The 21,486-nt window shown below is 73.3% G+C and carries 21 protein-coding genes; 20 read left to right on the forward strand and 1 reads right to left on the reverse strand.

Annotated elements, in window-relative coordinates; all coding sequences use genetic code 11:
* Positions 1-110: 110 nt before the first annotated feature.
* From HLI28_RS12255 to HLI28_RS12275, 5 genes are all read left to right on the forward strand, one after another.
* Positions 111-380: an exodeoxyribonuclease VII small subunit gene (locus tag HLI28_RS12255; protein WP_171247853.1), complete on the forward strand. Its 270-nt coding sequence runs from the start codon at positions 111-113 to the stop codon at positions 378-380.
* Positions 377-1,300, forward strand: coding sequence for a carbohydrate kinase family protein (locus HLI28_RS12260; protein WP_171247854.1), 924 nt, complete (start codon positions 377-379; stop codon positions 1,298-1,300). The genes HLI28_RS12255 and HLI28_RS12260 overlap by 4 nt, the downstream gene beginning before the upstream one ends.
* Positions 1,297-1,935, forward strand: coding sequence for a carbonic anhydrase (locus tag HLI28_RS12265; protein ID WP_171247855.1), 639 nt, complete (start codon positions 1,297-1,299; stop codon positions 1,933-1,935). The genes HLI28_RS12260 and HLI28_RS12265 overlap by 4 nt, the downstream gene beginning before the upstream one ends.
* Positions 1,936-1,989: 54 nt before the next feature.
* The gene (locus HLI28_RS12270) at positions 1,990-3,423 is read left to right on the forward strand and encodes a class II fumarate hydratase (RefSeq protein WP_171247856.1); all 1,434 of its coding nucleotides are present in this window, start codon (positions 1,990-1,992) and stop codon (positions 3,421-3,423) included.
* Positions 3,424-3,504: 81 nt separating this feature from the next.
* Positions 3,505-4,842 (forward strand): DUF5979 domain-containing protein, encoded by a 1,338-nt coding sequence (locus HLI28_RS12275; protein WP_171247857.1) that lies wholly within the window; start codon positions 3,505-3,507, stop codon positions 4,840-4,842.
* Between the two features lie 210 nt (positions 4,843-5,052).
* On the opposite strand, the gene phoH2 is transcribed toward HLI28_RS12275, so the two are convergent.
* Entirely contained in the window at positions 5,053-6,405 is a 1,353-nt protein-coding gene (phoH2, locus tag HLI28_RS12280) for an RNA 5'-3' helicase PhoH2 (protein ID WP_171247858.1), read from the reverse strand.
* A gap of 241 nt (positions 6,406-6,646) precedes the next feature.
* Between phoH2 and HLI28_RS12285 the strand changes: the two genes are divergently transcribed.
* The 15 genes from HLI28_RS12285 (at position 6,647) to HLI28_RS12355 (ending at position 21,385) form a co-directional block, all read left to right on the forward strand.
* Entirely contained in the window at positions 6,647-7,195 is a 549-nt protein-coding gene (locus tag HLI28_RS12285; RefSeq protein ID WP_171247859.1) for a DUF1697 domain-containing protein, read from the forward strand.
* A gap of 200 nt (positions 7,196-7,395) precedes the next feature.
* On the forward strand, positions 7,396-8,607 hold the full coding sequence (nhaA, locus tag HLI28_RS12290) for a Na+/H+ antiporter NhaA (RefSeq protein WP_343035822.1): 1,212 nt from the start codon (positions 7,396-7,398) through the stop codon (positions 8,605-8,607).
* Positions 8,608-8,826: 219 nt separating this feature from the next.
* Positions 8,827-10,032 carry a substrate-binding domain-containing protein gene (locus HLI28_RS12295; RefSeq protein ID WP_171247860.1) on the forward strand — a complete coding sequence of 402 codons (1,206 nt, stop codon included), beginning with the start codon at positions 8,827-8,829 and terminating at the stop codon, positions 10,030-10,032.
* A gap of 2 nt (positions 10,033-10,034) precedes the next feature.
* Complete coding sequence (locus HLI28_RS12300) at positions 10,035-10,814, forward strand: ABC transporter ATP-binding protein (RefSeq protein WP_171247861.1); 780 nt, start codon at positions 10,035-10,037, stop codon at positions 10,812-10,814.
* Positions 10,811-11,524: an ATP-binding cassette domain-containing protein gene (locus HLI28_RS12305; protein WP_171247862.1), complete on the forward strand. Its 714-nt coding sequence runs from the start codon at positions 10,811-10,813 to the stop codon at positions 11,522-11,524. Before HLI28_RS12300 ends, HLI28_RS12305 begins: the two co-directional genes overlap by 4 nt.
* Positions 11,521-12,393, forward strand: coding sequence for a branched-chain amino acid ABC transporter permease (locus tag HLI28_RS12310; protein WP_171247863.1), 873 nt, complete (start codon positions 11,521-11,523; stop codon positions 12,391-12,393). Before HLI28_RS12305 ends, HLI28_RS12310 begins: the two co-directional genes overlap by 4 nt.
* A 104-nt stretch (positions 12,394-12,497) precedes the next feature.
* Entirely contained in the window at positions 12,498-13,544 is a 1,047-nt protein-coding gene (locus tag HLI28_RS12315) for a branched-chain amino acid ABC transporter permease (protein WP_246246726.1), read from the forward strand.
* Positions 13,541-15,076 carry a class I adenylate-forming enzyme family protein gene (locus HLI28_RS12320; protein ID WP_171247865.1) on the forward strand — a complete coding sequence of 512 codons (1,536 nt, stop codon included), beginning with the start codon at positions 13,541-13,543 and terminating at the stop codon, positions 15,074-15,076. The genes HLI28_RS12315 and HLI28_RS12320 overlap by 4 nt, the downstream gene beginning before the upstream one ends.
* Complete coding sequence (locus HLI28_RS12325) at positions 15,073-15,768, forward strand: TetR/AcrR family transcriptional regulator (RefSeq protein ID WP_171247866.1); 696 nt, start codon at positions 15,073-15,075, stop codon at positions 15,766-15,768. Before HLI28_RS12320 ends, HLI28_RS12325 begins: the two co-directional genes overlap by 4 nt.
* A complete protein-coding gene (locus tag HLI28_RS12330) occupies positions 15,765-16,520 on the forward strand; it encodes a 3-hydroxybutyrate dehydrogenase (RefSeq protein ID WP_171247867.1) in 756 nt (251 codons plus the stop codon). Before HLI28_RS12325 ends, HLI28_RS12330 begins: the two co-directional genes overlap by 4 nt.
* The gene (locus HLI28_RS12335) at positions 16,517-17,494 is read left to right on the forward strand and encodes an alpha/beta fold hydrolase (protein ID WP_171247868.1); all 978 of its coding nucleotides are present in this window, start codon (positions 16,517-16,519) and stop codon (positions 17,492-17,494) included. The genes HLI28_RS12330 and HLI28_RS12335 overlap by 4 nt, the downstream gene beginning before the upstream one ends.
* Positions 17,491-18,336 carry a CoA transferase subunit A gene (locus tag HLI28_RS12340; protein WP_171247869.1) on the forward strand — a complete coding sequence of 282 codons (846 nt, stop codon included), beginning with the start codon at positions 17,491-17,493 and terminating at the stop codon, positions 18,334-18,336. The genes HLI28_RS12335 and HLI28_RS12340 overlap by 4 nt, the downstream gene beginning before the upstream one ends.
* Positions 18,337-18,339: 3 nt before the next feature.
* Positions 18,340-19,041, forward strand: a complete 702-nt coding sequence (locus HLI28_RS12345; protein WP_171247870.1) for a CoA transferase subunit B — start codon at positions 18,340-18,342, stop codon at positions 19,039-19,041.
* Between the two features lie 11 nt (positions 19,042-19,052).
* Entirely contained in the window at positions 19,053-20,171 is a 1,119-nt protein-coding gene (locus HLI28_RS12350) for an alpha/beta fold hydrolase (RefSeq protein ID WP_171247871.1), read from the forward strand.
* Positions 20,168-21,385, forward strand: coding sequence for an acetyl-CoA C-acetyltransferase (locus HLI28_RS12355; protein ID WP_171247872.1), 1,218 nt, complete (start codon positions 20,168-20,170; stop codon positions 21,383-21,385). Before HLI28_RS12350 ends, HLI28_RS12355 begins: the two co-directional genes overlap by 4 nt.
* The last annotated feature ends 101 nt before the right edge of the window (positions 21,386-21,486 follow it).

The following is a 21,486-nucleotide window of genomic DNA, read 5'->3' on the forward strand; positions in this document are numbered from 1 at the left end:
GTCCGTCGCCGGGGCCCGTCACGGCAACCGGATTTCGGTGCCGGCAGACCGGGCATCCGCTCCCCGGACCCGCCGGGCGCGATGTCGGGGACGTGCGGTTGACTGTCCTCGTGACCGACGCAGACCCCACCCCCGGACCGGCCGACGCCCCCGACGTCGGCACCCTGACGTACGAGCAGGCGCGCGACGAGCTCGTCCAGGTCGTCACCCGGCTGGAGGCCGGCGGCGAACCGCTCGAGACCTCGCTCGCCCTGTGGGAACGCGGTGAGGCGCTGGCCGCCCGCTGCCAGCAGTGGCTCGACGGGGCGCGTGAGCGGCTCGCCGCCGCGCAGTCCGCCACGAGCGCCGAGGCCCCGACGTCGGACGGTGAGGGACGATGACGTCCCACGTGCTCGCCGTCGGCGAGGCGCTGGTCGACGTCGTCGAGCGGCCGGACGGGACGCGCACCGAGCACCCCGGCGGTTCGCTGGCCAACGTGGCGCTCACGCTCGCACGACTCGGCCGCGACGCCCGCCTGGCCACCTGGACCGGTCGGGACGACCGGGGCGAGACGATCCGGTCCTGGCTCGCCGCCTCGGGCGTCACGGTGACGCCGGGCAGCGACGCCGCGACACGGACCTCGGTGGCCCGGGCCACGCTGGACGCCGCCGGCACGGCGACCTACGACTTCGACCTCGAGTGGCGGGTACCGGCCGGGACGCGGGCCGACGCCGGGACGCTGGCCGTGCACACCGGCTCGATCGGCGCGGTGCTGGAACCGGGGGCCACGGACGTGCGGGCCGTCGTCGAGGCCGCGCGCGCGACGTCGACCATCACCTACGACCCGAACGCCCGGCCCGTGCTCATGGGCGACGCGGCCTCGGCACGGGAACGGGTCGAGTCGTTCGTGCGGCTGGCCGACGTCGTCAAGGTCAGCGACGAGGACCTCGCATGGCTGGCACCCGAGACCGCTCCGCTGGACATGGCGCGCGGCTGGGTGCACGAGCTCGGGGCGGCCCTCGTCGTGGTCACCTTCGGCGGGGAGGGCTCCACGGCCGTCACCGCGACGGGCGAGGTGCACGTGCCGTCCCGGCCGGTCCAGGTCGTGGACACCGTCGGCGCCGGGGACTCGTTCATGGGGGCCCTGCTCGACGGCCTGTGGGCGGCCGACCTGCTCGGGGCCGACCGCCGTGAGGCGCTGGCTACGATCGACCACGCCACGGTCGAGCGGCTGCTCTCGCGCTGCGCCGCCGTGGCGGCCGTGACCGTGTCACGTGCGGGGGCGAACCCGCCGTGGATCGACGACCTGGAGGATGCATGACCCCGAAGGAAGCCTGGGCCTCGCTGCGTGCCGGCAACGAGCGCTTCGTCCACGACCAGCCGGCCGAGAGGTCGCAGATGTCCGTCCGGCGCGCCGAGCTCACCGCCGCCCAGCACCCGCACACGGTCGTCTTCGGGTGCTCCGACTCGCGCGTGGCGGCCGAGATCATCTTCGACCAGGGCCTCGGCGACGTGTTCGTGGTGCGCACGGCGGGACACGTCGTGGACACCACGGTGCTGGGCTCGATCGAGTACGGCGTCGAGGTGCTCGGTGCCCCGCTGATCGTGGTCCTCGGCCACGACTCGTGCGGGGCCGTCGGCGCCACGGCGCACACCCTGCGCACGGGTGAGCACCCGCCGGGGTTCGTCCGCTCCGTGGTGGACAAGGTCATCCCCTCGATCGCCGAGCTGACCGGCCCGGCCGACCAGGAGGAGGACGAGCGGGTGCTGGCCGACCGCCTGCGGACCGCCCACGTGCGGCACACGGTCGAGACCCTGCGGGGCTACTCGCGGGCGCTCGACGCCGCCGTGACCGAGGGGCGTGTGGCGATCGTGGGCGTCGAGTACGACCTCGCCGAGGGCTCCGCGCGGCTCATCGAGGTCGCCGGCGACGTGGGCGAGGAGCCGCTGCGCTGAGCGCGTGACACCTCTCACGCACGGCGGCGGTGCCGGGTGCGGCACCATAGACGCATGACTTCCGACACCGCCGCCGGTAGCGCCGACGCGCCCGCGACCGAGTACCGCATCGAGCACGACACGATGGGCGAGGTGCGCGTGCCCGCCCACGCCCTCTACCGCGCCCAGACCCAGCGCGCCGTGGAGAACTTCCCGATCTCCGGCACGCCGCTGGAGCGCAGCCACATCGAGGCGCTCGCCCGGGTCAAGAAGGCCGCCGCCCTGACCAACGCCGAGCTGGGGGTGCTCGACCGCGACGTGGCGGACGCCATCGCCGCCGCGGCCGACCAGGTCGCCTCGGGCGAGCTCGACGAGCACTTCCCGGTGGACGTCTTCCAGACGGGGTCGGGCACCTCGTCGAACATGAACACCAACGAGGTGCTCGCGACGCTGGCGACGCGTTCGCTGGGCCGCGACGTCCACCCGAACGACCACGTCAACGCCTCGCAGTCCTCGAACGACGTGTTCCCCACCTCGGTGCACCTGGCCGCCACGGCCGGCGTCGTCCGCGACCTGATCCCCGCGCTGCAGCACCTCGCCGACGCGCTGGGTGCGAAGGCCGAGGAGTACGCCGGGGTCGTGAAGTCGGGCCGCACGCACCTGATGGACGCCACGCCCGTCACGCTCGGCCAGGAGTTCGGCGGGTACGCCGCCGCTATCCGCTACGGCATCGAGCGGGTCGAGGCCGCGCTTCCCCGCGCCGCGGAGGTCCCCCTGGGCGGCACCGCCGTCGGCACCGGCATCAACACCCCGGCCGGGTTCCCGCAGCGCGTCATCGAGCTGCTGCGCGAGGACACGGGCCTGCCGCTGACCGAGGCGCGCGACCACTTCGAGGCGCAGTCGGCCCGCGACGGCCTGGTCGAGCTCTCCGGGGCGCTGCGCACCATCGCCGTGTCCGTGACCAAGATCTGCAACGACCTGCGCTGGATGGGGTCCGGCCCGAACACCGGGCTCGGCGAGATCGCCATCCCGGACCTGCAGCCGGGCAGCTCGATCATGCCAGGCAAGGTCAACCCGGTCATCCCCGAGGCCGTGCTCATGGTCGCGGCGCGCGTGGTCGGCAACGACGCGACGGTCGCGTGGGCGGGGGCGACGGGTTCGTTCGAGCTCAACGTGCAGATCCCGGTCATCGCCCAGGGCGTGCTCGAGTCGATCCGCCTGCTGTCCAACGCCTCGCGCGTGCTCGCGGACAAGACGGTGACCGGCCTGACGGCCAACGTGGAGAAGGCCCGCGCCTTCGCCGAGTCCTCCCCGTCGATCGTCACGCCGCTGAACCGCGTCATCGGCTACGAGGCCGCGGCGAAGGTCGCCAAGAAGGCCGTGGCCGAGGGCATCACGGTCCGCGAGGCCGTCGTGGCGCTCGGGTTCGTCGAGCGCGGCGAGGTCACCGAGGCCCAGCTCGACGAGGCGCTCGACGTGCTGTCGATGACCCGTCCCGCCCAGGGGTGAAAAACCGCTGAGAGGGCTGCCCTCCGTCGGCCCCCGAGATCTACACTCCGAAGAGATCTCACGGACATGGGGGTTCGGATCATGATCAGCATCAGACGGATCGGCGCGGTCGCCGCGGCGGCGATCGGACTCTCGATCGCCGCTGCGGCACCGGTCACGGCGGACGAGCACCTCGACGACTCCTCCGATCCCCGCGCGACGGTCCTCCCGGGCAACGTCAACTCCTGCGCCGAGGCGGGGTTCCCCGATGCGATGGAGCTCACCGGGGAGACGAGCGGCAACAGCGACGGGAACGTCTCCGCGACGGTGGACACCTACTCCGGCGACGTCGACGCGTACCAGGGCAAGACCGCCGTCAACGTCGAGATCACCGAGGACGGCGAGGACGCCGGCGTCGTGATCCTCGCGGTGGTGGTCAAGGGGAGCAACGACGCCAACCTGTACCAGGCCCCGTACCTCCCGCCGGACGAGCAGTCCCCGCAGAACTACATCTCGCCGCTCACCGACGGTGGTCAGCTCGCGGACGTCAGCAACTGGACCGTCTGCTACGTCTTCGAGGAGGAGGAGACGGGCTCGCTGACGGTCGACAAGGTCGTCGAGGCCTCCGAGCACGCCGTCGAGGTCACCGACGACTTCGAGATCACCGCCACCTGCACCCTGGACGAGGAGCAGGTCGCCGAGGAGACGTTCACCTTCGACGCCGACGGCAACCCCACCGGTGACCCCACCATCAGCGACCTGCCCTACGGCACCGTCTGCGTCGTGGTCGAGTCCACCGACACGCTGCCCGCCGGCACCGAGGTCACCTACGACCCCACCGGCGCCAACACCGAGGGCGTCCTGATCGACGACAACGACCCGAACGTCACCGTCACCGTGACGAACCGGATCCCCGACAAGGAGAAGACCGGCTCGCTGACGGTCGACAAGGTCGTCGAGGCCTCCGAGCACGCCGTCGAGGTCACCGACGACTTCGAGATCACCGCCACCTGCACCCTGGACGAGGAGCAGGTCGCCGAGGAGACGTTCACCTTCGACGCCGACGGCAACCCCACCGGTGACCCCACCATCAGCGACCTGCCCTACGGCACCGTCTGCGTCGTGGTCGAGTCCACCGACACGCTGCCCGCCGGCACCGAGGTCACCTACGACCCCACCGGCGCCAACACCGAGGGCGTCCTGATCGACGACAACGACCCGAACGTCACCGTCACCGTCACCAACCACCTCCCCGACCAGCCGAAGCCCACGCCGACCCCGACACCGAAGCCCACGCCGCCGACTCCGCCGACCGTGCCGACGGCGCCGGACCTCCCGATCACCGGTAGCGACCTGACCCTCCTGTGGGTCGCGCTGGCTGTGCTCGGCCTCGGCACCGGATCGGTCCTGGTCTCGCGCAGGCTGCGCCGGTCGAGCTGACCGGTCGACGACCGGCCGTCATGACGACGCCCGGGTCCGGAGCTCTCCGGACCCGGGCGTCGTCATGAGCGCGGGCACACACTCGGCGGGGCGGCCACCCGCCCCGCCCAGGCCCGACCCCTCCCGCTCGTTGTGGGCGTGAAATCTACAGTTCCCCAGGACGGAGAACGGTAGATTTCACGCCCACAACGACACGGGGCGGGGCCGACCTCAGATCTCCAGCCCCTCGAGCATCTCCGTGACGAGGGCCGCGACGGGCGACCGCTCGGACCGGGTGAGGGTGACGTGGGCGAACAGCGGGTGTCCCTTCATCGCCTCGATGACCGCCGCGACGCCGTCGTGGCGGCCGACCCGCAGGTTGTCACGCTGCGCGACGTCGTGGGTGAGGACGACCCGCGACCCCTGCCCGACCCGGGAGAGCACCGTGAGGAGGACGTTGCGCTCCAGCGACTGCGCCTCGTCCACGATGACGAAGGCGTCGTGCAGGGACCGGCCGCGGATGTGCGTCAGCGGCAGCACCTCGAGCATCTCGCGGTCGATGACCTCGTCGACGACGTGCGGGGAGACGAGCGCACCCAGGGTGTCGTAGACCGCCTGGGCCCACGGGTTCATCTTCTCGGACTCTGAACCCGGCAGGTAGCCCAGGTCCTGCCCGCCGACGGCGTACAGCGGTCGGAAGACGAGGATCTTGCGGTGCTGCCGCCGCTCGAGCACCGCCTCGAGGCCCGCGCACAGCGCCAGCGCCGACTTCCCGGTGCCGGCGCGGCCGCCGAGGGACACGATGCCGATGTCCGGGTCGGTGAGCAGGTCGATCGCGACCCGCTGCTCGGCCGACCGCCCGTGCACGCCGAAGACCTCCTGGTCCCCGCGCACCAGCTTGATCCGCTTGTCCGCCGTGACCCTGCCCAGCGCCGACCCGCCACCTCCGTGGACGACCAGCCCGGTGTGGCACAGCAGGGGTGAGGCCTCCGCCATCACCTCCGGCGCGAGCGAGGTGAGCTCGAGCTCGGTCCCGTCGTACAGGGCGGAGAGCTGGTCGTCGGTGACGGCGATCTCGCGCATGCCGGTCCACCCGGAGTCGACGGCGAGCTCGTGCCGGTACTCCTCCGCGCGCAGACCGACCGCCGAGGCCTTGACCCGCATCGGCAGGTCCTTGGACACCAGGGTCACGTCCCTCCCCTCGGCCGCCAGGTTGGCGGCGACGGACAGGATGCGGGTGTCGTTGTCCCCGAGCCGGAACCCCGCCGGCAGCACCTCCGGGTCGGTGTGGTTGAGCTCGACACGCAGGGTGCCGCCGTCCTCGCCGATCGGGATCGGGGCGTCCAGGCGTCCGTGCGTCACGCGCAGGTCGTCCAGGGCGCGCAGCGCGCTGCGCGCGAAGTAGCCGAGCTCGGCGTGGTGGCGCTTGGCCTCGAGCTCGGTGACGACGACGACCGGCAGCACGACGTCGTGCTCGGCGAACCGCTGGATCGCGCGGGGGTCGGACAGCAGCACGGACGTGTCGATGACGAACGTCCGGGCGGCGGGGGTGGTTTCGGTGTGGGCCACGGTGTGCTCCCTCATGCAGAGCCGAAGGGCGGGTGGGGCGGGCGACCGGCCTCGTGCACGACGTGCACCAGGACCGGGGCCGGCCCTCCTGCACGGAGCGAGCACTCCATCGGTTGGCCTCCCGGGGACGCCCTGGGTGGGTGTCCTGAGCGACACGCTACGACCCGCGGGACGTGATCGGGGTCACACGGACGGCGTGGCGCGAAGACGTCATCGAGAATTCACACCGACGTGGCCGACGCGGCACGATGGCGGCATGACGAGCTTCGTGGTGCTGCTGCGCGGGGTCAACATCGGGTCGAGCCGTCGCGTCGGCGCCGCCGACCTGCGCGCCGCAGCCTCGGCCGCCGGTCTGACGGACGCGCGCACGTACGCGACCAGCGGGAACCTCGTGGCGACGGCGGACGCCGGGGACGCCGCGCAGGTGGCCGCCCGCACGGGCACGGCCCTCGCGGCCGCCCTCGGGACCGAGGTCCCGCTGCTGGCGCTGTCGGCGGCACGGCTGGCGCACCTCGTCGCGGCGAACCCGTTCCCCGACGCGGCCCGTGACGACCCGTCGCACCTGCAGCTGCACGTGGGCCCGGAAGCCGTGGACGAGGAGGGCGTGGCCCGGCTGACCGCCGACCACGAGGGCCCGGAACGGCTCGCGACCCGCGACGGGGCCCTGTTCGTGCACTACCCGGCAGGGATCGGCCGCAGCCGGCTGACGAGCGCGCGGCTCGACCGTGCGACCGGGACCTGGACCACGGGCCGCAACTGGCGGACGGTGCTGCGCCTGGAGGCGATGTGCGACGGGTCGGCGTGACCGCAGGGCACGTGACGGGTCCCCGGGTAGCATGATCCCCTGGCGAGCCGGGAAGTCTGGTCGGTGAAGTCGGCTGGAACGCCGGCCCGTGCACATCGACGACCCGGGAGCATGCCCTGAGCCACGACACGACGACCCAGTCCTTCGGCACCCGTCTCGGGAACTTCCTGCGGCGGGAGACCACCGGCGGCGCCCTCCTCATCGGTGCCGCCGCCATCGCGCTGGTGTTCGCCAACTCGCCCTGGCGGGAGGCGTACGAGACCCTCTCCCAGACGGTGGTGGGACCGGCCAACATCGGCCCCGTGTACATCCACCTCGACCTCACGCTGGCGAAGTGGGCCGCTGACGGCCTGCTGGCGATCTTCTTCTTCACGGTCGGCCTCGAGCTCAAGCACGAGTTCGTCGCCGGCTCGTTGCGCAGCCCCAAGCAGGCCGGGGTCCCCATGCTCGCTGCCGTCGGCGGCATGGCGCTGCCGGCGATCATCTACGTCGTCATGGTGCTCTCCCTCGGCAACTCGGAGGCGCTGCACGGCTGGGCCATCCCGACGGCCACGGACATCGCCTTCGCCCTGGCCGTCCTGGCCGTGTTCGGCAAGGGGCTTCCGGTCGCGATCCGCACCTTCCTGCTGACGCTCGCGGTGGTCGACGACCTGCTGGCGATCATCATCATCGCGGTGTTCTACACGAGCGAGATCAACGGCGCGTGGCTCGGCGGGTCGCTGGTCGTCATCGCGATCTTCGCCTGGTACATCCGCACACGGTCGCCCAAGTGGTGGCTGCTCATCCCGCTGTTCGTCGTGGCCTGGGCGTTCATGCACGCCTCCGGGGTGCACGCCACGATCGCGGGTGTCCTCATGGGCTTCGCGGCCACCGCCCGGCCGATCCACGGCGAGACCGACACCCGCACCCACCACTACGAGCACGCGGTCAAGCCGTGGTCGCAGGGGCTGGCGCTGCCGATCTTCGCGTTCTTCTCGGCGGGCGTGAACCTGGTCGACGGCGGTGGCCCGGCCGAGATCCTGGCCCAGCCGATCGTCTTCGCGATCGTCGCCGGCCTGGTGCTCGGCAAGCTCATCGGCATCCTGGGCACGACCTGGCTGGTCACCCGCGTGACGCCGTTGCGGCTCGCGCAGGGTATCGGCGTGCGTGACCTGCTCCCCGTCGCCTTCCTCGCGGGGATCGGGTTCACGGTGTCGCTGCTGATCGCCGAGCTCTCCTTCGAGGAGGGGTCGGAGTACACGCTCGGGGCGAAGGCGGCGATCCTCATCGCCTCGGTCGTCGCCGCGACGCTCGGCGCGCTGACGCTGCGGTGGGACGTCAAGCAGGAGCGCGGTCCGGACATGAACCGAGACGACCTGCCGGACGAGGTCACGACGTTCATCGGGGACGAGCAGGACCGCAAGGACCACTGACGCCCGGCAGCCGACACGGCAGCCGGGGACCACCGTCCCGAAGGCCGTCGCCCACGCCGGGCGGCGGCCTTCGTGCTGCCACGGCACCCGCCCCGTGACCTGATCGTGACCGGATGCGCGGCCCCACCGTCTTGACAGGCGAACACCTCCGCATTCAAGATCCTCATACCTGAATCACCTGTCATGTTTGCGGGTGGTATCCCAACGAAGGGCGGAGTCATGCGGGTCACGAAGAGGTCCCTCGCACTGGCCACCACCGCTGTCACGGCGCTCACGCTGGCCGCGTGCGCACCGGCGGACGGCGGGGTCGGCGGTACCGACGACAGCGGCGAGAGCGCCGCGGCCGAACCTGTCGAGGTCGGCATCATCTACTCCAAGACCGGACCGCTCGCCGCCTACGGCGAGGCGTACTACGAGGGCTTCGAAGCCGGTCTGGACCACGCCACCGACGGCACCGGCGAGGTGGACGGACGTCCGATCGAGGTCACCTACCTCGACGACGCCGGCGACCCGGACAAGGCCGTCAACCACGCGAAGGACATCATCGGCCAGGGTGTGCAGATCATGGGCGGCACGGTCTCGTCCGGCATCGCGCTCAAGCTCGCCGAGCAGGCCGAGCAGAACCAGGTCCTGTACGTCTCCGGCCCCGCCGCCGCCGACGCGATCACCGGCATCAACGACTACACCTTCCGGTCCGGCCGCCAGTCGCTGCAGGACGTCGCCACGGCGGGCACGTTCGTCGACCCGGACGGCGCCAAGGTGCTCGTCTTCGCCCAGGACAACGCGTTCGGCCAGGGCAACCTCGCCGCCGTCGAGGGCGTCCTCGGCGCGCAGGGCGCCGACGTCGACAGCGTCCTCGTCCCCGAGGACGCCACCGAGTTCACCCCGTTCGCCCGGCAGGTCGTCGACGCCGACCCCGACCTCGTGTTCGTCGCGTGGGCCGGCGCCTCCTCCGGCGCGATGTGGCAGGGCCTGGACCAGCAGGGCGTCCTGGACGCCACCACCGTGGTCACCGGGCTCGGCGACGCGGCGACCTTCGACGCCTACGGCGACGCCGCGGGCAAGGTCGACTTCCTCAACCACTACTTCCCCGGCGCCCCGGACAACGAGGTCAACGACGCGATGGTCTCCGCGGTCGAGGAGGCCGGAGGCACCCCCGACCTGTTCACCCCCGACGGTTTCGTCGCGGCGCAGATGATCGTCCACGCGATCGCCGAGGGCGGCGACGACGTCGACGCCATGGTGGGCGCGCTGGAGGGCTGGACGTTCGACGGCCCGAAGGGTTCGACGACGATCCGCGAGACGGACCACGCGGTCATCCAGCCGATGTACCAGGTCGGGCTCGTCGAGTCCGACGGCTCCTGGATGCCCGAGCTCGTCGAGGAGGTGCCCGCCGACGCGGTCGCCCCGCCGGAGGCCGACTGACCATGCCCCAGCACCAGCCCGGCACGGACCCGTTCGTGCCCGCCCTCGCCGTCCGCGGCCTCGGACTGCAGATCGGCGGCGCGCAGATCCTGCACGACGTGACCCTCGAGGTCGCACCCGGCGAGATGATCGGCGTCATCGGCCCCAACGGGGCCGGCAAGACGACACTGTTCAACCTCGTCTCCGGGGTGCTGCGCCCCACGGCGGGCACCGTCCGGCTCGCGGGCCGTGACGTCACGGGCGACCCCGTCGCCCGGCGGGCCCGTGCCGGGCTGGGCCGCACGTTCCAGACGTCCAGCGTCTTCCCGCGGCTGGACGTGCTCGAGAACGTCCGGCTCGCGGCCCAGACCCACCTGGGCCGCAGCCTGTCGGTGCTCGCGTTCCCGCACCGGGGCGACGCCGCCACCCGACGCGCGGTCGAGCACCTGGCCGAGGTCGGCCTCGCGCACCGGCTCGACGTCGCCGCCGGGGACCTCTCCCACGGCGACAAGCGCAAGCTGGAGATCGCCGTGCTGCTGGCCACCGACCCGAGCGTCATCCTGCTCGACGAGCCCATGGCCGGTGTCTCCTCGTCCGACGTCCCCGGGCTCAGCGAGGTCATCCGCCGGCTGCACCGCAGCGGCCGCACGGTGCTCATGGTCGAGCACCACATGGACGTCGTCCTCGGGCTCGTGGACCGCGTCGCCGTGATGCACCACGGCGAGCTGCTGGCCTACGACACCCCGGAGGCCGTCATGGCCGACCCCACCGTCCAGAGCGCCTACCTGGGAGACGTCGCGTGACCGAGCCCATCCTCCGAGTCCGGAACCTGCGGGCCACCGTCGCCGGCCAGCAGGTCGTCGAGGACGTCACGTTCGACGTCCCGGCCACCGGCGTGACCGCCGTCCTCGGGCGCAACGGCGTCGGCAAGACGTCGACCCTCAAGGCGCTCCTGGGCCTCTACGACCGCACCGGCGAGGTGACCCTGGCGGGCGAGCGCATCGACCGCCTGAGCACCGACCGCATCGTGCGCCGCGGCGTCGGCTACGTGCCCGAGGACCGCGAGGTCTTCGCCGGGCTCACCGTCGCGGAGAACCTGCGCCTCGCCGAACGGGACGCGTCGCCGCGCCGCGAGCTCGTCGCCGACCTGTTCCCCGACCTGGTCAAGCGGTCGGCACAGCGGGCAGGGACGCTCTCCGGCGGGCAGCAGCAGATGGTCTCGCTCGCCCGGGCGCTGCTCAACGACAACCGCCTGCTGCTGGTCGACGAGCCGACGAAGGGCCTGGCGCCCAAGATCGTCACCGAGGTCGCCACGGCGCTGGCCGAGGCGGCCGCGAGCGCCCCGGTCCTCCTCGTCGAGCAGAACCTCGAGGTCATCTCCCGGCTCGCCACCACGGTCGTCGTCATCGACGCCGGACGCGTGGTGCACACCGGCGACGCCGCCGAGCTGCTCGACGACCCCGACCGCATCCAGCGCCTGCTGGGCGTGCACACCTCGGAGAACGCCGCATGAGCACGATCGTCCTGCTCCTGATCACCGGGCTCGGCCTCGGTGCCCTGTACTTCCTCGTCGCCTCCGGGCTGTCCCTCATCTACGGGCTGATGGGCGTGCTCAACTTCGCCCACGGCTCCTTCCTCACCCTCGGCGCCTTCGCCGGCTGGGAGGTGGCGCGTCGGCTCGGCGCCGACAGCTGGGGCATCTTCGGCCTCGCCCTGGTCGTCGGCGCCGCGGTCGGCGCCGCGTTCGCCGCCCTCACCGAGCTGCTGCTCGTGCGCCGTCTGTACGAGCGCCACATCGAGCAGGTCCTGGTGACCGTCGGCCTGGCGCTGGCGACGGTCGCGCTGTTCGAGGGGACGTGGGGGTCCGACCCCGAGTTCATCGAGGGGCCCGCCTGGCTGCGCAGCACGACCGACGTCGCCGGCGCCCCGATCCCCAACGACCGGTTCCTCGCCATCGGTGCGGCCGTGCTCGTCCTGGTCGGCATCGTGCTCTTCCTGCGCTACACGCGGTTCGGACTGATCATCCGTGCCGGCGTGGAGAACCGCGCCATGGTCACGGCGCTGGGCATCGACGTCCGCAAGGCGTTCACCCTGGTCTTCGCCGTGGGCGGTGCCGCCGCCGGGCTCGGCGGGGTGCTCGCCTCGCAGTACTTCGGGTACGTGTCCCCCCACCTCGGCGCGCACCTGCTCATCTTCGCCTTCATCGTCACCGTCATCGGTGGGCTCGGCTCCCTCACCGGGGCCGCGGTCGCCGCCGTCCTCGTCGCGGTCCTGCAGCAGTTCGCGAACTACTACTGGGGGGTCGGCGACCTGGTGGTCGTCCTGCTCCTCGCGCTCGTGCTGCTCGTCCGTCCCTCCGGCCTCCTGGGGAGGAGCGCATGACCAGCCAGCCGACCACGCAGCAGACCTCGACGCCGCCCGACCGCGCGACCGCGCCGCTGCCCCACGACGAGAACGTCCCCACGCCTGCCCGACGCCGGTGGCTGATGCTCGCCGGCGGGTTCGCCCTGGTCGTCCTGCTGGCCTGCCTGCCCCTGCTCGCCATCTCCCTGCCCGGCGTGCTGCCCGGGCCCACCTACACTCCGGGCACCCTGCAGGTGCTGGCGCTGGCGCTCCTCGTCGGGGCCCTCGCCCTGAGCTACCACCTGCTGTTCGGCGTCGCCGGACTCCTCAGCTTCGGGCACGCGCTGTACTTCGCCGTCGGCGTCTACGGCCTCGCGATCGTGCTCGACCGCACGGACCTGCCGCTGCTGCCCGCCGCCTGCGTCGTGCTCGTCGGCGGGATCGTCGTCGCGCACGTCGTCGGCGCGATCTCGTTGCGGGTCACCGGGATCTCGTTCGCCATGGTCACCCTCGCGTTCGCGCAGGCCGGCAACGTCCTGGTCCGGCGCAACCCGGCCGGGGCCACCGGCGGCGAGGAGGGGCTCGCGCTGGACACGACCCACGTGCCCGACGCGCTCGTCGGGGTGATGAACACGCGCAACCTGTACTGGCTGGCCCTCGTGGTGCTGGTCGTCGTCTACGCCGTCGTGCTGTGGGTCGAGCGCTCCCGTGCCGGGCACGTGGCCGCGGCGACCCGCGAGAACGAGATGCGGGTCCGCGTCGTCGGCGGGCGCCCCTACCTGGTCAAGCTGCTCGTCTTCGTCGTGGCCGCCACCCTGGCCACGGCGGTCGGCATGGCCTACCTGCTGCTGCAGTCCGGGGCCGTGCCCCGGGTGACCTCGGCCGACTTCACACTCACGCTGCTGGTCATGGTGGTGCTCGGTGGTGTCGGCTCCCGGTGGGGCGCCGTCGTCGGCGGCGTGCTGTACACGCTGCTGGACCAGCGGCTCGGGGCGCTCGCCGCCTCCGAGGCCATCGCCGGTCTGCCGTCCGTCCTCCGGGTGCCTTTGAGCGAACCGTTGTTCATCCTGGGAACGCTGTTCATCCTCGTGGTGCTGTTCCTGCCGGGCGGGATCGCCGGCGCGGCGCAGCGGCTGTCGCACCGGCGACGTCGCGAGGGGGCGCGCGACCTCATGGAGGAGTCGGCATGACGGACCTGCACACGCTGGGCCGCTGGACCCGGGACCGGGCGACGTCCACGCCGCGCCGTGTCGCCGTGGACGACCGCGGGGTCACGCTCACCTACGCCGAGCTCGACGACCGCGCGGCCCGCCTCGCCGCGGCCCTGCGCGCCGCCGGGTACGGGGTCGGCGACCGCGTCGCCACCGTCACCGGCAACAGCGCCGACCAGGTCGTGCTCTTCTTCGCCTGCGCCCGGGCGGGCCTGGTGCTGACGCCGTTGTCCTGGCGCTCCTCCCCGCGCGAGCTGGCCGACCAGCTCGACCAGGCGGACCCGGCCCTGGTGCTCGTCGAGCAGGAGTTCGCCACCCTGGCGCGCGCGGCCCTCGACCGTCTCGCCGTGCCGCCGCGGTCCACCGCGCTCGGCCGCTCCGGCGTCGAGGCCTCCGTGCCGGCACCCACGCGCCGCGGCGCCGACGACGCCCCCGAGCAGCGCGAGGTCCGCGACGACGACGCGTTGCTGCTGCTGTTCACCTCGGGCACGTCCGGTCGGCCCAAGGGGGCCGTGCTCACGCACCGGAGCTGCTTCTGGACCAACCTGGCGTTCTCCCGCACGGTCGAGATGTCCCACGACGACGTCGTCCTCAGCGTCCTGCCCCAGTTCCACGCCGGCGGCTGGAACATCCAGCCGCTGCTGGCCTGGTGGAGCGGCGCGACGGTCGTGCTGGAACGCACCTTCGAACCCGAGCGGGTGCTGCGCCTGATCGCCGAGCGGCGCGTCACCACCATGATGGGCGTGCCCACGCAGTACCTGCTGCTGGCCGAGCACCCAGGGTTCGCCCGCGCCGACCTGTCCTCGCTGCGCACCGCCGTCGTCGGCGGCGCGCCCATGCCCGAACCGCTGCTGCGCACCTGGCACCGCCGCGGCGTCGCGCTCACCCAGGGGTACGGGCTCACCGAGGCCGGCCCGAACGTGCTGTGCCTGCCGGACGACGAGGCCCGCGACCGCCCCGGGTCGGCCGGCAAGCCCTACCCGCACGTCGACGTCGCGATCGCCGACCCGGTCACCGGCGAGCACCTGGAGGGTGCCGCCACCGGGGAGCTGCTGGTGCGGGGACCGGGGATCTTCGCGGGGTACTTCCGCGACCCGGAGGCGACGGCGGCGGCGTTCGCCGGCGGCTGGCTGCGCACCGGGGACCTCGTCGAGCGGGACGCCGACGGCTACCACCGGATCGTCGACCGCCTCAAGGACCTGTTCATCGTCGGCGGGGAGAACGTCTCCCCCGCCGAGGTCGAGGCCGTCCTGCACCGCCACCCGGGGGTCGCCGAGGCCGCCGTGGTCGGCGTGCCCGACGCCCGGTGGGGCGAGATCGGCCATGCCTTCGTCGTCCCGCGCGCCGGCTACCCGACGGACGCCGAGGAGCTCGAGACCTACTGCCGCGGCGAGCTGGCGCACTTCAAGGTGCCGCAGCGGTTCGAGCTGGTCGACCGGCTCCCCCGCACGTCCCTGCACAAGATCCCCCGGCACGCCCTGCGGGCGCGCCGTACCGAGGAGGCCCGATGAGCACCGCACCGCGCACCGCCCGCGGCAACCGCACCCGGGCGAAGATCCTCGCCGCCGCCGAGCAGGTGTTCGCCGACCTGGGATACCACGACGCCTCGATCGTGAAGATCACCGAGGCCGCGGGCGTGGCGATGGGCACGTTCTACCTGTACTTCGAGGGCAAGCACGAGGTGTTCGTCGAGCTCGTCGACGACCTCAACCAGCGCGTGCGCCAGGCCATGTACGAGGCGAGCTCGCAGGCGCCGAACCGGCTGGAGGCCGAGCGGGCCGGGTTCCGCGCGTTCTTCCGGTTCACCGCCGAGCACCCGGCGCTGTATCGGGTGATCCGCCAGGCGGAGTTCGTCGCGCCCGACGCGCTGCGCCGCCACTACCAGCGCATCGTCGAGGGGTATGTGACGGGCCTCGACAAGGCCCGGGCCAACGGCGAGGTCGGTGACGTCGACCCGACCGTCGCCGCCTGGGCGCTCATGGGCATCGGCGAGATCGTCGGGATGCGCTGGGTGCTGTGGGGCGGTGCCGACGGTCCCGCGGACGGCGCCGGTCCCGGTCAGGAGGACCGCCGGCCCGAGATCCCCGAGGACGTGTTCGACCAGACCATGCAGTTCATCGAACGAGCGCTGGCGCCGCGTGCCGACCCCTCGTCGGCACCCGGGGCGTCAGGCCCGACATCGCAGGAGGGACCCCGCGCATGAGCGACGAGACGTACCTGGACGGCCGCCGCGCCGTCGTCACCGGCGGCGGCAGCGGTATCGGTGCCGCCGCCGCCGCGGCGCTCGCCGCGCGCGGGGCCCACGTGGTCGTGGCGGACCGGGACGCGGAGGCGGCCAAACGGGTCGCCGACGACGTCGGGGGCGAGGCCTGGGTCGTCGACCTGGCCGACACCCGCGAGCTCGACCACCTGTCGCTGGACGCCGACGTGCTGGTGAACAACGCCGGCATCCAGCGGGTCAGCCCGCTGGAGGAGTTCGACCCGGAGGCGTTCCGGCTCATCCAGCGCATCATGCTCGAGGCGCCGTTCCTCCTGGTCCGGGCGGTGCTGCCCGGCATGTACGAGCGCGGCTGGGGCCGCGTCGTCAACCTCTCCTCCGTGCACGGGCTCGTCGCCTCGCCGTTCAAGTCGGCGTACGTCGCGGCCAAGCACGGGCTCGAGGGGCTGTCGAAGGTCACGGCGCTGGAGGGCGGCCCCCACGGCGTGACCAGCAACTGCGTCAACCCCGGCTACGTGCGCACGCCGCTGGTGGAGAAGCAGATCGCCGACCAGGCCCGCGTGCACGGCATCGACGAGTCCGAGGTGCTCGAGAAGGTGCTGCTCACCGAGTCGGCGATCAAGAGCCTCACCGAGCCCGCGGAGGTCGGCGAGCTCGTCGCCTGGCTCGCCGGGCCGTCGGCCCGCATGGTCACCGGGGCCTCGTGGACCGTCGACGGCGGCTGGAGCGCGCGATGAGCGCCGCACCCGCCGTCCCGACCCTGCGCCACACGGTGCCGGGCCACCGCTACGGCACCCTCGACGTCCCGGTGGACGGCGGTGCCCTGCGGGTCGGCGTGTGGGACCCGGTCGACGACGCCGGCGACGTGGCCGCGGGGGCACCGACCGTGCTCGCGGTCCACGGCATCACCGCCTCGCACCTCGCCTGGCCGCTGCTGGCCGGCGCGCTGCCCGGCGTGCGGGTCGTGGCGCCGGACCTGCGCGGACGGGGCCGCAGCAGCGACCTGCCCGGTCCGTTCGGCATGGCCCGGCACGCCGACGACGTCGCCGCGGTCGCCCGGGCGGTCGCCGACGGGCCGGTGCCGGTCGTCGGGCACTCCATGGGGGCCTTCGTCGCGGTGATGCTGGCCGACCGGCACCCCGACGTCGTCGCCGGCCTGCTGCTCGTCGACGGGGGTGTGCCGCTGCCGGAACCTCCGGGACTGGACCCCGCGGCGACCCCGGCCGAGCGGCTGCGGGTCGTGCTGGGGCCCGCCGCGGAGCGGTTGCGCCGCACCTTCCCGGACGCCGCGGCGTACCGGGCGTTCTGGTCGGAGCACCCGGCCTTCGCCGGCGTGTGGGGTCCGGTCGTGCTCGACTACGTCGACTACGACCTGGTCCCGTCCCCGCAGGGCCTGCGCCCCGCCTCGAACCCGGAGGCGGTGGCGGCGGACTCCCTCGACCTGCACGCCAAGGGCCCGGTCGCCGCCGCGCTGGGCCGTCTGCAGCGCCCGACGACCCTGCTGAGGGCCCCGCGCGGGCTGCTGGACGAGCCGGTGGCGCTGTACGACCCCGAACACGTGGCAAGGTGGGTCCAGCGGGCCCCGGCGCTGCGGCCCCGCGACGTGCCGGACGTCAACCACTACACGATCGTCATGAGCCGTGACGGCAGCGCCGCCGTCGCGGCGGAGACGGGCGCCCTGCTCGGCGCCCTCACCGAGGAGGTCCGATGAGCACACCCCTTCCCCCCGCCGCAGAACCGACCGGTCTGGACAAGGTCGTCGGCAGCGCTGCCGAGGCCGTGGCCGACATCCCCGACGGCGCCTCGCTCGCCGTCGGCGGGTTCGGCCTGTGCGGCAACCCGATCGCGCTGATCGAGGCGCTGCTGGAGCAGGGCACGCACGACATGTCGGTCGTGAGCAACAACTGCGGAGTGGACGACTGGGGGCTCGGCGTCCTGCTGAACGCCGGGCGCATCCGCAAGATGACGTCGTCGTACGTCGGCGAGAACAAGGAGTTCGAGCGGCAGTTCCTCACCGGTGAGCTCGAGGTGGAGCTGACCCCGCAGGGCACGCTCGCCGAGAAGCTGCGCGCCGGCGGCGCCGGCATCGCCGCGTTCTACACCCGCACCGGCGTCGGCACGCAGGTCGCCGACGGCGGTCTGCCGCGACGCTACGACGGGTCCGGCGGGATCGCGGTCGGCAGCCCGGCCAAGGAGATCCGCACCTTCCCGGTGGTGGCGGCCGACGGCGTGCACGAGCAGGAGTTCGTCCTCGAGGAGGCGATCAGCACCGACTTCGCGCTCGTCCACGCCGCCAAGGGCGACCGGTTCGGCAACCTGGTCTTCCACCGCTCGGCACGGAACTTCTCCCCGCTGGCGGCCATGGCGGGCCGCGTCTGCGTGGCCCAGGTCGAGGAGCTGGTCGAACCCGGCGAGATCGACCCCGACGACGTCCACCTGCCCGGGGTGTTCGTGCACCGGATGATCGTCGTCGGCCCCGACGCCCCCAAGCGGATCGAACGCCGCACCGTCCGCACCACCGACGAGTCCGCCACGGCGGGGAAGGAGGGCTGAGCGATGGCGCTCACCCGCGACGAGATGGCCGCCCGCGCGGCCCGCGAGCTGCTCGACGGCTGGTACGTCAACCTCGGCATCGGGCTGCCCACGCTCGTGCCCAACCACGTGCCGCCGGAGAAGCACCTCGTGCTGCAGAGCGAGAACGGCATCCTCGGCGTCGGGCCGTTCCCGACCGAGGACGAGGTCGACCCGGACCTCATCAACGCCGGCAAGCAGACGGTCACGACGCTGCCCGGTGCGGCGATCTTCGACTCGGCGACCAGCTTCGCCATGATCCGCGCCGGCAAGATCGACGCCGCGATCCTCGGGGCGATGCAGGTCTCCGCCACCGGCGACCTGGCCAACTGGATGATCCCCGGCAAGATGATCAAGGGCCCGGGCGGCGCCATGGACCTCGTGCACGGCGCCTCCCGGCTCATCATCGTCATGGAGCACACCGCCCGGGACGGCTCGCCGAAGATCGTCCACGAGTGCTCCCTGCCGCTGACGGGTCGGGAGGTGGTGCACCGCATCATCACCGACCTGGCGGTCATCGACGTCACCCCGGACGGGCTCGTGCTGCGCGAGCTCGCCCCCGGCGTCACCGAGGACGAGGTGCGCGAGCGCACGGAGCCCGAGCTGACCGTCGAGCTGGACGACTCCCCCCTCGCCTCGGCCCCGCACGCCGTCCGGCCGCCCGCCGTCGTCGGCGGCGACGCGTGACGGCGCGGTCGGTGCACCGCACCGACGTGACGACCGGGCGCGGCACGTTCCACGTGCGCGACACCGGTCCGGGCGGGTCGGCGACGCTGCTGTGCGTGCACGGCAACTGCTCGTCGTCGGCGTTCTTCTCCCGGCTGCTCGCCTCCCTGCCTGCCGACGTCCGCGGCGTCGCCGTGGACCTGCGCGGGTTCGGCGACAGCGAGCCGCTGCCGATCGACGCCACCCGCGGCCTGGGCGACCTCGCCGACGACGTGGCGGCCGTGGTCGACGCCCTCGGGCTGGCCGGGGCGGACGCTCCCCCGCTGACGGCGCTCGGCCACTCGGCCGGCGCCGGGGTGGTGCTGCAGCTCGCGATCGACGACGCGTCCCGGTTCGCCGCCCTGGTGCTCGAGGCGCCGATGTCCCCCTACGGGTTCGGCGGCACCCGGGACCTGGCCGGCACACCGACGGCCCCCGACCACGCCGGGTCGGGAGGCGGGACGGCCAACCCGGACTTCGTGGCCGCCATCGCGGCCGGGGACCGGTCCGACGACCCCGGGTCGCCCCGCGGCGTCCTGCGGGCGTTCTACGTGGCCGACGCGGCCACGATCGCCGCGGACGAGGAGGACCTGCTCGACTCGGTGCTCAGCACCCGGACGGGTCCGGACCACTACCCGGGCGACCTGACGACCTCCGACCACTGGCCGGGGGTCGCCCCGGGGACCCGGGGCATGAACAACGCCATCGCCCCGCGGTACCTGGACCTGTCCGGGTTCGCGGCGGTCGAGCCGCAGCCGCCGGTGCTGTGGGTCCGCGGTGCGCTGGACGCGATCGTCTCGGACACCTCGGCCCTCGACCTCGCCCGCCTCGGCGAGCTCGGCGCCGTCGCGGGGTGGCCCGGGGCCGTGGAGTGCCCCCCGCAACCCATGGTCGGCCAGACCCGGGCGGTGCTGGATGCCTACGCCGCCCGCGGCGGGGCGTACCGTGAAGAGGTGCTCGAGGACGTCGGCCACTCGCCGCACCTCGAACGCCCGGAGGAGGTGCTCGCGCTCGTCGTGGACGCCGTGCGCGCCACCGTCCGGACCACCCCAGCCGTGGCGGCCGTCGGCGACCCCGACACCGCCCTCGACGACGAGGAGCGAGCCTCATGACCAGCACGACCGAACCCCGACCCGACGACGTCGTCGTCGTCTCCGCCGCCCGCACCCCCCAGGGGCGTCTGGGCGGGGCCCTCGCCTCGCTCTCGGCGGTCGAGCTCGGCGCCGTCGCGGCCCGGGCGGCGCTGTCCGAGGCGGGCGCGGTCGCCGGGGACGTCGACACCGTCGTCTTCGGCCAGGTGCTGCAGGCCGGCGCCGGCCAGAACCCGGCCCGCCAGACGGCCGTCGCCGCGGGCGTGCCGATGACGGTGCCCGCCGTGACCGTCAACAAGGTGTGCCTGTCCGGGCTGACCGCCGTCATCGACGGTGCCCGGCTGCTGCGCACCGGCGAGGCCACGGCCGTGCTCGTCGGCGGCCAGGAGTCGATGACGAACGCGCCCCACCTGCTGCCGGGGGCCCGTGCCGGCTTCCGGTACGGGGACGCGACCCTGCTCGACGCCGTGTCCCGCGACGGGCTGTCGGACGCCTTCGACGGCCAGGCGATGGGGCTGAGCACCGAGGAGCACAACACCGGCTCGGTGCACGTCGATCGCGAGGAGCAGGACCAGGTGGCGGCGGCGTCGCACCAGCGGGCCGCCCGTGCCGCCAAGGACGGCGTGTTCACCGCCGAGCTGGCACCGGTGGAGGTGCCGCAGCGCAAGGGTGACCCGATCGTGGTCTCCTCCGACGAGGGGGTCCGCCCGGACACCACGACCGAGAGCCTGGCCCGGCTGCGCCCGGCCTTCTCCCGCGAGGGCTCGATCACGGCGGGCAACGCCTCGCAGATCTCGGACGGCGCCGCGGCACTCGTGCTGACCACGCGGGCCCGGGCCGAGGCAGCCGGGGTGTCCGTCCTGGCCACGGTCCGTTCGGCCGGCCAGGTCGCCGGGCCGGACACGTCGCTGCACTCGCAGCCGGCGAACGCGATCTCCGCGGCGCTGGCGCGCGAGGGATGGACCGCGGACGACCTCGACCACGTCGAGATCAACGAGGCCTTCGCCGTCGTGTCGGCGGCCTCGCGGCGGGTGCTCGGGATCTCCCCCGAGATCGTCAACCCGCACGGCGGCGGCATCTCGCTCGGTCACCCCATCGGGGCGTCCGGGGCACGGCTCGCGGTGCACGCCGCGCACCAGCTGGCCCGGCGCCGGTCCGACGGCCAGACGGGCCGGGCCGCGGTCGCGCTGTGCGGCGGCGGCGGGCAGGGCGAGGCCCTGCTGCTGGAGGTCTGAGCCTCCCGGGCGGGGGCGCCCCGACGCCCCCGCCCACCGGCCGCCCGTCCGCTGTGGGCATGAAAGATGCGGCCCTCCGACGTCGGAGGGCCGCATCTTTC

The sequence above is a fragment of the Isoptericola sediminis genome (genome assembly GCF_013085345.1).
Taxonomy (GTDB): domain Bacteria; phylum Actinomycetota; class Actinomycetes; order Actinomycetales; family Cellulomonadaceae; genus Isoptericola; species Isoptericola sediminis.